Genomic DNA, 11845 nt, shown 5'->3' with positions numbered 1-11845 from the left:
ATTTTAATCACCAACAGTGTAGACCAGGAGGCCATTTTTGCCTAGTGCCTGCAATTCCTGGAATTCCTTCATCTCATTGATTGGAGGTTTTACGGGTTCTCCAAAAATCCGGGATGACTCATAAAAAGTGTGGTGTGTTGGTGTCTATGATCGTCCGGTTGCGAGGCTATAGAAGAAGAGGATTGCTGCTGCTACCATGATTACGAAGGTGGTGCCCAGGCAGATATTCAATAGCCAGCTAAAGCCTTGCTTCTTCATAATCTTGCGATTATTGCCAACCAGGATCAGATATACGATCAGGACTGGAGCCAGAATGCCAGAAATGATATTCGCCCATAAGATGAGCTGGATGGGGTCTAAATGAAGCAGCGCCAGGAACAGGCTGAGGACCAATGCTCCCGTGAGGATCAGATAGAAGCCCTCACTTTGCCAGGGTTTTTTGGAAAGCCCTGACGGCCAGCCAAATGTGCCTGCGACTGCATAGGAGGTGCTGGCAAGCAGTACTGGAATGGCTACTAAGCCTGAGCCAATCAAGCCAATGGCAAACAGATATTTCGCCACTGGACCTAAGACGCTCACCAGCGCTATGGCGGCATCCGCTGCTGTAGTAATTGCTTTGTGATGGGTATAGAGGGTGGTTGCGGTACAGATAATGATGAAGTAAGCTACCATATTTCCGCTGACAACGCCGATCCCAACATCTAATGCGGCTGTGCGTAGCTTCTGCTTCAAGGTGCCCTGACGACGTTCTTCTTTCTCACCCTGTACCTGCCAGAAGATATTATAGGGTGAGATGGTGGCACCCAGCAATGCGACAGCACTACTGATACTGGCGTAGGTCATATCGATATGTGGAACCACGGTACTCGTCAGGATTGCGATCCAGTCTGGTCGAGCCAGGATGTCTGTTACGATATAGACAATAAAAGCCAGGCTCATCACGATGAAAACCTTCTTGAGCTTGTCAAAATTGCTAAAGACCGTTAGATACCAGAGGATCACGGCAATGGGAACTGTAAACCAGACCCAGCTCATAGTGGTCAGGAGTTGGAAGCCGCTACCGATAGCTACGAGATCAGCTGTAATCAGGGCCACATTCGCGATAATCAGGGCCAGTGAAGCCAGGCTTGCACCAGAACGACCATAATTCTCGCGCAGGACTTCCGCGAAGCCTTTTTGGGTGATGCGCCCAACTTTGGCACAGGAGTACTGCACGGCTTGATAGAGCGGAGTGGATAAGAGCAGGAGCCAGAGGTGACCCAGCCCAACCTGAGCGCCATCGACCGAATAAGAGGCGACGGCGGATGAATCATTGCCAGCCATCCCAGAGATAAAACCAGGCCCAATCAATCTCAACCACGAGGAAGATTTTTGTGATTCGGCAGATGCATTTTGCTGGCTCTCAGCCCCTTCTTCCTGCTCTTCATGTTCCTCTAGTGATGAGTACGCCTCCATTGCGCGAATGCCTTCAGTGGTCGGGATATTTTTTTCTGAATCCTCAAGCAAAGAATCTTGATGCGTCTGTTCATCCTCAATTTCTTCAATACCGTGCACATTTAACGCATCCGCTTCTTGTTCATTTATATCGAGAACCACCTGGCCCGCTTGATGCAATGTATCAGGTGTAATGATCTCCTGAATACGATCTGCTGGCACCTCCAACTCCTTTTTGAAGATGGCCCCTTTTTGAATGATAATCTTTGCGACCGCGCCCTCTCGATCCCTGATAACTTCCTTTACCCTGGGTTGACTGACATCTGTTTCTCCAAGGTCCTTATCCGGCGTCTCGACGCGCATGCCTGTTTCGAGCGCATCTAATCCCTTTGGATCATTCTCTATCGACATAACTATCCTTCAAGTGCAAGCTAGCAAAATAATTCTACTGTTTATACGTGGCAATAGATGATGAAGACTCAACAATTCGCATTCAAGTTGCAAAGATTTGTATTGGATTGAACTGACCATTGTATAAGATGCAAGTATAGCTCTTTTTTTCTGTTTATATTGATAATTTTATATGTTTTGATTTAAAATAACAGAAGAATTTCTTCTATTATTTTGTTTTACTTGATAGTTTTGTTCTGAGAACTAGATAAAGAAGCTATCATTCTATGGATATATAGAGTTCTATGAGAAGTATTATGAAACGAAATGTGCGTATTAGTCCTCATACTTTGTTTCTTGCGTTAATTTTGTTAATTGCTATCGCTTTACTCGTATGTCTTGCTTATTATAATTGGCCTCTTCCCAACAGTGATGAGAGCATTATCGGTTTGATGGCACTCCATATTCAACGCAATGGTGAGCACCCCTTGCTTTTCTATGGACAGGATTATATGGGATCGTTACAGGCATATATAGGGGCATTTCTCTTTAATTTATTTGGAAGTTCTGTTTTTGTGTTACGCCTGGGTATGATTGTGCTCTATGTAGCCTTCATGCTTTGTTTGTATGGATTGTGCCGTCAACTTTATACGCGATATTTTGCTTTATTCATGGTTTTTCTATTTGCCTTTGGATCGACTGCTATGCTTTCACGTCAGTTGAGCGCGATTGGTGGTTATCCTGAAATACTTTTCTTCTCAACTGCTTCTTTATTGATCACTTTGTATCTGGCTTTACATCCTTACAAGGAAAGATGGCAAGAAAATCTCGGTCGTTATCTCTTATATATTCTCTGGGGAGGAGCCGTTGGCCTGGGGCTGTGGAGCGATACGCTGATCGTGCCATGGATTGTTTGTTCCTGTCTGGTTCTTCTCTTGAGTTGGCGTGAGATTATCTTTAGAGGGGCAATTGTTCCATTGTTGATGGGTTTGCTTATTGGGAGTACACCCTTAATCATTCACAATCTTCATGTCGTTTCAGGACATGACTCTATCAGCACTATTCTGAGTCAAATGGGACATGTTCCCTTGACCATTAGTGTCCTTTATACGCAGTTTTTTAACACGTTTACAGTAAGCTTGCCAATTATTTCTGGGAATCCTGTTTGCCATAGTTCTGAATATGGTTTCCTGCAATATTGGGGCTTTGAGCAGCATTGGGCTCCCCAATGTACGAATATTGGTATTGTCTGGTCACTTGGATTTTGCACGTTGTGGTTTATTTCTGCGCTCCTGGCTTTCTATTCGCTCATGAAGATAGTCTGGCCTCTACGGAGACGCCATTGGTCTGTAGAAGAATATCGGCATTTTGTTCTGGTTGTCGTCTGGCTGATTCTTCTGCTTGGCATCGTGGCGAATATCTTGCCCTATTTGCGCAGTGTCTCTCCTATTAATGGACCTGGCACAAACTCACGTTATTTGATGGGGGTATGGATTGGCTATCCTGCATTGTTGTGGCCTCTCTGGCTCGGGTGTCGCCGCTTCAAGCAGTACATATCGCGCTCAGGTCGGATGCTGAGTGTGGTACGCCAGGGATTTTGTGCAAGTTTGCTAATGTTAATTGTTGCCCTCTTTATGGTGGGTAGTGCACTCTCTCTTCGTGATATACCAGAGGCTCGCACTGCCAGTACACAGGAACAGACGTTTATCGATACTTTGTTAACCCATAATATCAAGCATGTTTATGGTGATTATTGGGTTGTCTATCGCATGGCATTTACCAGTGACGAACGAATTATTGGTGTATCGTTAGCATACAATTACAGAAATAGCCATGCGTTAACCTTATTCCAAAATAAGTACATTCCCTATATCCAACGGGTAGAGTCTGATCCTTACGCAGCCTATATAATTCCAGAGCATAGCGATGTTGCGTACAGACATATTGTAGAAAAGCGTATCCAGCTTTTGCAGGAAAATTATCAGATTTTTGAAATTGATGGCTATCTGGTCTATCAGCCCATACATTCATAAATATTAGATAGATAGCAATAAATCAGGACCTGCCGCCCCTGCACCAGGGCCTGGTGTTTTAATGGCTTAATCCCTTTGACCCCGATTGCAAGGTGGCTTCTGCCTGTTGGGGAGGCCATACGACACGGCGTTTTCCTTGTTGCCATTGGACGATGAGGATCTGGTGCCCGCTTTGCAGGCCGCTATGAGGATCGAGCTGAAATGCCCCATAAAGGGTGGTGCAGGTGAGTTGAGCGGCGGCGGTGAGCAGGTCGGTATCATCAAGGCTGCCAGTGGTGTACAGGGTGCGGGCTGCGAGGAGGCCAGCGGCGAATGCCTGGACCGCTGGATAGGGTGGATCGCCGTCTGCGTTTGCTACTTTTCTGTAATGGGTAATGAACCAGTTGGCGTCAGGCCCTTCATCAGGTATGGGAGCGGCGCTGGCGAGCCATTGCGCTGGCCCCAGTAGTCCTTCACGCCGGGTTCCGAGTGGGGCCAGTACTTCTTCAACACCAGCTCCGACAAATGCTGCCGCCCGCCACGGACGTCGCAAGAGGATGGGGGCGACCGCCAGCTCATCCTCAAAGTTGCCCGCGACCAGTAATATATGCGCCTGTGGTATGCGTGTCGTCGTTTCTCTGGCGTGCCGGGGCTCGAATGGGATAGCCTGGAGCGCGAATTTGAGGTCGTTAGCTGCCTGTATGGCTCCCCTGGCTATATCTTTGCCAAAGCCGCTATTGCTATGGAAGAGAGAGACTGTCTCTGCATCGGGATCAGAGGTGCGTACCGCCTGTAATACGCCCACAAAATAGGTAGAGGCGGGTGAGAGGATATTGATGACGTGTGGGAAAGTGGGATGGGCCAGTTGAGAGGTTGCGCCTCCGTGATTCCAGATCACCTGCTGCGTGGCACGTGCAGCCGCCAGCATGGTATTGCTTCCATAGGGACCAAACAGGACATCGGGCCGTGTATTCAGAGCAGCCCGTATGCTTGCATCCATTTGCGCTCCACGGGAGCTACCGATGTCCTGGATCGCAAGTTCCACGCCAGTCCATGGTGTGGGTAGCTGTGAGGCGTGTTGTGCCCAGAGGAGAAGCCCGGTGGCGCAGGCCTGTCCAAAGGGAGCCAGTGAACCGCTTAAAGGTGTGAGCAAGGTGGCCCGTAGTTTCGTCACGATGTCCTTCGTTTTCTGAGAAGAGGCAACAGAGACACTAGCGTACGATTCACAGAGCCCGACCGCAAGGGATCGGGCCTACGTTGTCTGGGTTAGCCTTGATAGGTGGCATGTTCTGGCTTGACAACGACAACGACCCGCTCGTCGCCAGGCTGGTGCCAGGGATATTTATCCATGCCGAGGTATTTCTTTGCCATCTTATTGATGAAGTCCAGTTTGGGATCTTCATCAATACGCTCAACGCTGCCCCGAATCTCCAGATAGCGTTCTCGTAGCTTGGGATCGGTGATGGAAAGGGCAATCTGTGGATTGCGTTGCAGATTGCGATACTTCTGACGGCCCTTGGTGAGACTGAAGCGTATATGTTCGCCATCCCAATCGAACCAGACCGGGGTGCTGTGCGGCTCGCCCTTGGGTCCGATGGTCGCGACATGTGAAGCCGCATTTGTGTTCAAGATGTCTTTGTATTTCTCTGGAATTACTGCCATAATTACTTCCTCCATTCATGGACGTTTTCAGTATACCTGTTCTATCCTCATGATAAGGTATGCCAGCAAACAGATGCTGCAACAGGGGCTGATAGGTTTTTAACACAGCTTCATAACGCTACACACGAGCCAATCTCTACACGCTACATCCGCGAAAAAGAGTGACACGACCTTTTCTCGTGCTGATCATTTCATTGGGCCTCCCTCGTCAGGTGTAATCGTCGAGTCTCCATTTTTGAACCGATGAAACCACTCTTATCGTATTAGAAGGGAGATTATACTGTGAAACAGACAAAGCGAAATCTCGCTATAGCTCATCATTTAGCATCTATAGTGTCTCTAAGAATGTGTTTTATTCCTATGCTCTCCAGGATCTCTGTGCATGAGTTTTCGCACCAATGGTGCTCAAAAAGATTTTTATTGTGTGATGTAGAAAAGGTTCGAAGAACCTTTTCTACATCACACAATAAAAAGGGCGCAGGCGCGCAAGCGCCTGCCAGCAGGTCAAACAGCAAGATCCCGCTGGGAGTGGGAATCAAACACTTTGTAAAAAAGAGGAGGGTATGATGACAAAATTATCCGAACATGAGCGTGAGAAGTTACCTGAGAGCGCCTTTGCCTTTCCACGCGAACGTAAAGAACCTCTGGTGGATGGACGGCATGTGCGGGAAGCGGTCTCGCGCTTTGATCAGGTGGAAGGCGTGTCGAATAAAGAGCGTGCTGAAGCCTGGAAACGCATTCAGGAAGCCGCCAGGAAGTTTGATGTCGAACTTCAGGAAAAAGATTGGCATGAACTGTTCACCCGCAATGGGCGCTCCATTCCAAAGGATTGAGCCCGGGCAAATTCTGGCTTTTGCTTGACTTTTCCTGGTCCTCTTGACTATACTATGCACGAAGTTGCATCTGATGTTCGCCTCTTCCGGCCAAATATGAGACGAAAGTGAGGAACCGAATGGACGCTGGTCGTAGTCATCCTTCTGATGAAGGCGTCTACACTACCGGGGAACTTGCCCGGTAGTGAGTGGTTTGTTGATGGTTCCTCTTGACTGGTTCTGCATTCTTCCACTCACTGCTCGCTTGCTCCCCTCACCTATATAGACACGTGAGCAGCATGAGATATCCCTTTTGCACCCCTTGATGTAGTTTCCTGCATGAAATTGGAAGTGACATCCTCACTCTGCTTGCTCATTGCAGCTCTGCTGACTTTTTTATACGTATGTGCATTATGCTGTGCTCGGGATGTCTTTTGATGTGTCCCGGGGAACTAGCATCCACTTTACCTATCCTATCACTGTGGCCGTTTTGCTGAGCAGCGGGGCGGGTTCACAGACAGAATATATGAGGGTTGATATGAGGAAAGATTTTCGCAACGATACAGGGGCGCTAGCTTCTGTTCAGAAGGATATTGGCAAGGGTTCACTCTCGCATACCAGGAAGCGCCGGCGTGCTTCCTGGTTGCTTCCCCTGAGTGTGCTGGGACCCGGATTGGTCGCCGCCAGCGCGGGCAATGACGCGGGCGGTATCTATACCTATAGTAGTATGGGTGCGCAATTTGGTTATTCGATGTTGTGGGTAATGGTGGTATTGACCCTGGGTATGGCGATTGTGCAGGAGATGTGTTCCCGTATGGGCGCGGTGACCGGGAAAGGTCTATCTGACCTTATTCGAGAGAATTTTCCATTACGAGTCACGGCTCTGGTCATGTTATCCTTTTTGCTTGCCAATAGCGGCGTCATTATTTCAGAATTTATTGGTATCGTTGCTGCTCTGAGAATCTTCAATGTTCCCCCCTGGATTAGCGCCCCCGTGGCGGGTTTCCTCTTATGGTGGTTGGTCGTTAAAGGATCATATGCACGCGTAGAAAAGATCTTTCTGGCCTTAACACTGGTCTTTTTTGCCTACTTTATCGCAGCCTTTTTGGCAAAGCCTGCCTGGGGACAGGTTGCGATTGGATCAGTGGTGCCAACGATTCAATTCAATAGCGCCTATCTATTTATGCTGGTAACAGCAGTCGGCACGACAATTAGTCCGTATATGCAAATCTACATTCAAAGTGCTGTCGTCGAGCGCGGCGTCAATATGCGCGAGTATGGGCATGAGCGCATTGATGTCTATAGCGCGGCCATCTTTTCCAATCTGGTGGCTGGTGTCATTATCATCGCCTGTGCCGCCACGTTATTTGTGCATAGCGGAGGCAAAGGAGTGGTATTGAAGGATGCGGCGGATGCCGCTCTGGCGCTAGCCCCTTTTCTGGGCCATTTCGCGAGTACCGTGTTTGCTATAGGCTTGCTGGGTGCATCCTTCCTGGCAGCCGGAGTCTTGCCACTTTCAACCTGCTACTCCATTACAGAAACGCTGGGATTGGAGAATGGGGTCAGCAAAAGCTGGAAGGAGGCACCTGTTTTCTGGGGCCTGTTTACCGCCTTGATCATCATCGGCGTGGTGGTGGCGATGCTACCGAATTTGCCAGTGGTCCAGGTACTGCTCAACCTCTACCTGCTCAATGGTATCGTGCTTCCGGTGATCCTGTTTTCCGTCTTATGGCTGGTCAATAACAAACGTCTGATGGGCACATATACCAATGGGCCTATTTTCAACGCGTTAGCATATACATTGACCATCATCGTAAGCCTGCTCGCCATCCTCTCAGTGGCCGTGCAAGTATGCTCCTTTTTTGGCATCCAATTACTGGGCTGAATCTTCACTCAATCCGGTCGCAGAGGCGCGGAAGTGGGAGGTCTCTGTAGTGTTCCTATGGGAGCGATGCGCCCTCCCATTCTCGCAGGAGTTGGTTAATCTTCGCTGGCGTCTCAGTTCCCTCGACCGGAGTATAGACAGTAACCTTCAGGTTGGGTGTATCATAGACCTGAAAGGTGAGATGCTCAAAAATGAGGCGTCCAGCTTCGGGATGATCGAATGCTTTGTGGCCTTCCTGGATACGCTGTACTTCATGCTCAGGCCACCACGTTCGGAATTCAGAGCTATCACACAGCAGTTCTTGAAGCAATTCTTGCATCCAGGGATCGGATCGTGCCGGAAATGGTCAAAGGTGGCGCGGAATTGGGCCAGCACATGCCGAGCCAGGGGTGGTGACACGCAAGCCCATCACATTACAATATCTTCATGATTGAAAAATAGGTTCTAAAACCTCTCGACAATGTGTTCAAAATTGGCTATGCTATTAACAGATCGAGGATGTGGTACGTGAGGAAAGAGGGACAATGGTATGCCGGGTCAGTGGGACAACTATTTCAAACAATTAATTAGCTATGCCGCGCAAGACTATGCCACCTGGCTGATCGATGGCGCGATCATCGAAAAAGAACTTTCTCCCCAGTTCCAGGTCACACGCAACGCCGACTGCTTATATGCAGTACGTAGCAATGGATCTCGCATGATCCTGCATATCGAGTTCCAAACCCGTCGCGACGAGACGATGGGGCACCGCTTGCAGGAATACAACATCCTGGCGCGTGGGAAATACCAATGTCCGGTTCATTCTGTTGTTATCTTTCTCAAAAAAGAGCCCATCGCGCTCAGTTCACCGTATATACTATATAATGTTGATGGAAGAGAGGTAGGGCGATTTGAGTTTGATATCATTAAACTATGGGAACTGCCAACCGCAGAAATCTTTCAAAACATCTCAAAGGACTCCTTCCACTGATACCAATGACCCGTGATGGGGCGCATCTGGATGTGGTCGATGAGGCGATACATGTACTTTCAAAAGGCGATCCCGACCGGCAGAGCAGAGAACTACTCTCTCTACTCTATGGGATATCGGGACTCACATTTCACGACCAGACCGATAAAGATTGGTTGGACCGGAGGTTTGCCATGCTTGAAGATCTTTTAGAGGATAGCTGGACCTTTCGCCGACTTCGCGAACGCGCCGAGGAGAAAGGCATTGCAATCGGGAAGCAAATCGGGGAACAAAAAGGCATCGCAATCGGGGAACAAAAAGGCATCGCAATCGGGGAACAAAAAGGCATTGCAATCGGGGAACAAAAAGGGGAACAAATCGGGGAACAAAGAGGGATGTTGAAGCCGTTGCGGTATTTTGTGAAGCGTCGTTTTCCGATGCTCTTACCGTTGGTGGAAGAGTTTTCCCAAAAAACGTTCACTGAGGATGTATTAAATACTGCATTGTTTCAGATTGCTCAAGCCCAAACTGAGGCTGAGGCCCGGCACCACTTGCTGGCTGCTTTGCATTCGAATAGTTGAGGTTGCGATAAGCCTGCATAGCATTTTGTTGAGAATGGTTGAAAGGGAGATTTGCCATGCTTGAAGATCTCTCTCATATCAGGTAGCAAACAGTCCTGCCAGGATGGCAGATCCTACCATTTCGATAGGACCTGCCGCTGCTTTACTATTGCGCGTTATGAGTAACGAGGTAATGGGCCATCGTGGAGCCTACGAGATAGGCGTTGGAGAGTGCGATACTGCCGCCAGGAAAGCCTGAGAGCAGAGCCTGCACCGATTGACCCGCCGATGGCTGATCAAAGTTGCTGCCAGTACGTAAGTCCAGATAATGATCCAGATAGCCCATACGCTGGAGAACCGTGGCAACCCCGCTATCTTCCTGCTCGGTTGTGCAGTAGGTTCCCTTCCCATTGGTGAGCTGGCTGGTGATAGATTGCGCCTCGGCTGAGAGCTGCTGACCAGCCCAATAGTCGTCACCAGCGATGGTGTCGCAGGTGGTGACAAAGGGATGCTGATTCGCCTGCCCCGGATATTTCTGACGGGTAGCAACAGCGGTGGCACTATCCTGTAAATTCAAGTGCGACGTGACCGTCATGGCAAGATTGGTCAGTTGCTCGTTGAGATGAAAGGCAGTGGTACCGGCCTTCGTGATAGGTAGATATCCATAAGGCGTGTTGGGGGCCGTGCTGGGGAGCAGATGATGTCCCTGGTCCCAGTCAACCACCCAGCGTGCCCAGGCAGCAAACCCAAGTGTGCCGTGGGCTGGCGTTGTCCCACCGATACCCGCCGTCAGAAAGTAGCTGTTCTGGAATGAGAATTGTGGGTCGCGCACAATCGCCATCAGGCTTGCGGAGGCGTTGGTTTTGTCCTCACCTGTTGTGGTGACGCAGAGACCATTACTGTTACAATGGACATCACTAAAAGCACCGGTACTTTTAAAGTCAAGTGGTAAGCTCTCATGAGCCAACCAGGGCTGTGTTTCTGACGAAAACATCGTCAAAACCAATACTTTGACCTGAAAGGGTCCTTGCGCTGCCTGTACCCGGCTAAAGCTCAGCAGGGTTGTCAGGAGCATCGCTGCACAGAGTGCGAGGCACATAAAAATAATGGGACGACGTTTGAATGACGTTGTGACGTTCATTGGCCTGGATTCCCTCTCTACAATAGAGACGCGACAACAAATAAGGGTAGAGGTACTTGCAGAACCCAACTCTGCATCTCGTGGGGCTTACGTACCTACCTGCTATGGAGTTCGCTCATGCTCTCTTCCCCCTGGGAGAAGGAGCACTGATGGAGGGAAAGCTGAATGGTTTCCTACGCTTCCAGAGCAAGCGAGTAGTAGTTGAGTTCAAGTATAGGCAGGGGTATTTTTTTTGTCAATCGAGGCTACCCATTTGTCATGGTGTGTCATGGTGTTGCAATATGTGCCATTCCAGGATTGCTAGTGTGCCTTTATTGCGTCTCTGAGGAGTCTTTGCTTTAGTCGTCCTTACTTGCTCGCAAGCGCACGGTATGCTGCTCAATAGAGGCAATTTTACGCCAGGGAATGCTTTTGGGCCTGGCTGGTGGCTGCTGTTCGCCTCGGAATGGATTGAGCATATGGAGATGATTTTCAAGGCCACCTCGACCATAGAGCAGGGCTGTGACCTGATACTCTGGCCCTGCGCTAATTTCGACATCATGAATATGCCCCAGGACCTTGCCTTCGGCGGTGACGATCTTACAGCCCATAAGATCACCGAGAAAAATCTTGTTTGTATGCTGTTTCATCAATATCCACTTCCTGGTATCCAGCGTAGAATATGCTCGGCGATCCAGCGCTCGGAACGCCCTACTGGATAATCTCTGGCCTTCCGGCGTAATCTCAGGGTTGGCCCAAATTTTTCTACATCACTCAATGGGATGCTGTATTCAAAGCGATCATGCAGGAGGCGTTGCGCCAATGAACGCAGTGGCCTGGCGATCCGACCTGATAGTGCTTGCGGGCCGGTGACAAGATGACATAAGACAAGGGTTCCGTCTTCCCGCCACTCAGCCTCAATATCAGCGACCCGACCGACATTCTGCCGATCACTACTTTCCAGTTGCGAATCAATAATGTCCGCGATAGAGAAAATATCATCGTTGTTGGCGTTCATCGT

General features: G+C 49.2%; 12 protein-coding genes. 5 read left to right on the top strand and 7 right to left on the bottom strand.

The window, feature by feature from the left end:
* Positions 1 to 144: 144 nt before the first annotated feature.
* On the bottom strand, positions 145 to 1845 hold the full coding sequence (locus F1593_RS19300) for an NRAMP family divalent metal transporter (RefSeq protein ID WP_149403202.1): 1701 nt from the start codon (positions 1843 to 1845) through the stop codon (positions 145 to 147).
* Between the two features lie 296 nt (positions 1846 to 2141).
* On the opposite strand from F1593_RS19300, the gene F1593_RS19295 reads away from it, so the two are divergent.
* Positions 2142 to 3857, top strand: coding sequence for an ArnT family glycosyltransferase (locus tag F1593_RS19295; protein WP_149403201.1), 1716 nt, complete (start codon positions 2142 to 2144; stop codon positions 3855 to 3857).
* Between the two features lie 58 nt (positions 3858 to 3915).
* On the opposite strand, the gene F1593_RS19290 is transcribed toward F1593_RS19295, so the two are convergent.
* Both F1593_RS19290 and F1593_RS19285 read right to left on the bottom strand, forming a co-directional pair.
* Positions 3916 to 5010 carry a type 1 periplasmic-binding domain-containing protein gene (locus F1593_RS19290; RefSeq protein WP_216368921.1) on the bottom strand — a complete coding sequence of 365 codons (1095 nt, stop codon included), beginning with the start codon at positions 5008 to 5010 and terminating at the stop codon, positions 3916 to 3918.
* A 92-nt stretch (positions 5011 to 5102) separates the two neighbouring features.
* The gene (locus F1593_RS19285) at positions 5103 to 5498 is read right to left on the bottom strand and encodes a PPOX class F420-dependent oxidoreductase (protein ID WP_149403199.1); all 396 of its coding nucleotides are present in this window, start codon (positions 5496 to 5498) and stop codon (positions 5103 to 5105) included.
* Between the two features lie 563 nt (positions 5499 to 6061).
* Here F1593_RS19285 and F1593_RS19280 point away from each other — a divergent pair.
* Both F1593_RS19280 and F1593_RS19275 read left to right on the top strand, forming a co-directional pair.
* On the top strand, positions 6062 to 6331 hold the full coding sequence (locus F1593_RS19280) for a DUF6582 domain-containing protein (RefSeq protein ID WP_235932633.1): 270 nt from the start codon (positions 6062 to 6064) through the stop codon (positions 6329 to 6331).
* A gap of 517 nt (positions 6332 to 6848) precedes the next feature.
* Positions 6849 to 8195 carry an Nramp family divalent metal transporter gene (locus F1593_RS19275; protein WP_149403198.1) on the top strand — a complete coding sequence of 449 codons (1347 nt, stop codon included), beginning with the start codon at positions 6849 to 6851 and terminating at the stop codon, positions 8193 to 8195.
* Positions 8196 to 8250: 55 nt separating this feature from the next.
* Here the strand turns inward: F1593_RS19275 and F1593_RS19270 are convergent, their stop codons facing one another.
* A complete protein-coding gene (locus tag F1593_RS19270; RefSeq protein WP_149403197.1) occupies positions 8251 to 8514 on the bottom strand; it encodes an MmyB family transcriptional regulator in 264 nt (87 codons plus the stop codon).
* A 210-nt stretch (positions 8515 to 8724) separates the two neighbouring features.
* Between F1593_RS19270 and F1593_RS19265 the strand changes: the two genes are divergently transcribed.
* Together F1593_RS19265 and F1593_RS19260 are read left to right on the top strand one after the other, a co-directional pair.
* Entirely contained in the window at positions 8725 to 9165 is a 441-nt protein-coding gene (locus F1593_RS19265) for an RpnC/YadD family protein (protein WP_149403196.1), read from the top strand.
* Between the two features lie 5 nt (positions 9166 to 9170).
* The gene (locus F1593_RS19260; RefSeq protein ID WP_149403195.1) at positions 9171 to 9725 is read left to right on the top strand and encodes a FliH/SctL family protein; all 555 of its coding nucleotides are present in this window, start codon (positions 9171 to 9173) and stop codon (positions 9723 to 9725) included.
* Positions 9726 to 9870: 145 nt separating this feature from the next.
* Here F1593_RS19260 and F1593_RS19255 read toward each other — a convergent pair whose 3' ends face one another.
* The 3 genes from F1593_RS19255 to F1593_RS19245 all read right to left on the bottom strand — a co-directional run bounded on the left by F1593_RS19255 (position 9871) and on the right by F1593_RS19245 (position 11842).
* Positions 9871 to 10845, bottom strand: coding sequence for a purine-nucleoside phosphorylase (locus F1593_RS19255; protein WP_149403194.1), 975 nt, complete (start codon positions 10843 to 10845; stop codon positions 9871 to 9873).
* Positions 10846 to 11183: 338 nt separating this feature from the next.
* On the bottom strand, positions 11184 to 11474 hold the full coding sequence (locus tag F1593_RS19250; protein WP_149403193.1) for a PRC-barrel domain-containing protein: 291 nt from the start codon (positions 11472 to 11474) through the stop codon (positions 11184 to 11186).
* Positions 11474 to 11842, bottom strand: coding sequence for a hypothetical protein (locus F1593_RS19245; protein WP_149403192.1), 369 nt, complete (start codon positions 11840 to 11842; stop codon positions 11474 to 11476). Before F1593_RS19245 ends, F1593_RS19250 begins: the two co-directional genes overlap by 1 nt.
* Positions 11843 to 11845: the final 3 nt, after the last annotated feature.

This window comes from Dictyobacter arantiisoli (assembly GCF_008326305.1).
GTDB classification, from domain to species: domain Bacteria; phylum Chloroflexota; class Ktedonobacteria; order Ktedonobacterales; family Ktedonobacteraceae; genus Dictyobacter; species Dictyobacter arantiisoli.
The sequence above is the reverse complement of the archived record's forward strand: the minus strand, read 5'-3'. Positions and strand labels throughout refer to the sequence as shown.

Bases quoted from the DNA above. Each gene is read 5' to 3' on its own strand.
- F1593_RS19265 (WP_149403196.1), top strand. From the start codon at position 8,725: ATGCCGGGTCAGTGGGACAACTATTTCAAACAATTAATTAGCTATGCC.
- F1593_RS19300 (WP_149403202.1), bottom strand. From the start codon at position 1,845: ATGTCGATAGAGAATGATCCAAAGGGATTAGATGCGCTCGAAACAGGC.
- F1593_RS19255 (WP_149403194.1), bottom strand. From the start codon at position 10,845: ATGAACGTCACAACGTCATTCAAACGTCGTCCCATTATTTTTATGTGC.
- F1593_RS19270 (WP_149403197.1), bottom strand. From the start codon at position 8,514: ATGCAAGAATTGCTTCAAGAACTGCTGTGTGATAGCTCTGAATTCCGA.
- F1593_RS19285 (WP_149403199.1), bottom strand. From the start codon at position 5,498: ATGGCAGTAATTCCAGAGAAATACAAAGACATCTTGAACACAAATGCG.
- F1593_RS19295 (WP_149403201.1), top strand. From the start codon at position 2,142: ATGAAACGAAATGTGCGTATTAGTCCTCATACTTTGTTTCTTGCGTTA.
- F1593_RS19275 (WP_149403198.1), top strand. From the start codon at position 6,849: ATGAGGAAAGATTTTCGCAACGATACAGGGGCGCTAGCTTCTGTTCAG.
- F1593_RS19250 (WP_149403193.1), bottom strand. From the start codon at position 11,474: ATGAAACAGCATACAAACAAGATTTTTCTCGGTGATCTTATGGGCTGT.
- F1593_RS19280 (WP_235932633.1), top strand. From the start codon at position 6,062: ATGATGACAAAATTATCCGAACATGAGCGTGAGAAGTTACCTGAGAGC.
- F1593_RS19260 (WP_149403195.1), top strand. From the start codon at position 9,171: ATGACCCGTGATGGGGCGCATCTGGATGTGGTCGATGAGGCGATACAT.
- F1593_RS19245 (WP_149403192.1), bottom strand. From the start codon at position 11,842: ATGAACGCCAACAACGATGATATTTTCTCTATCGCGGACATTATTGAT.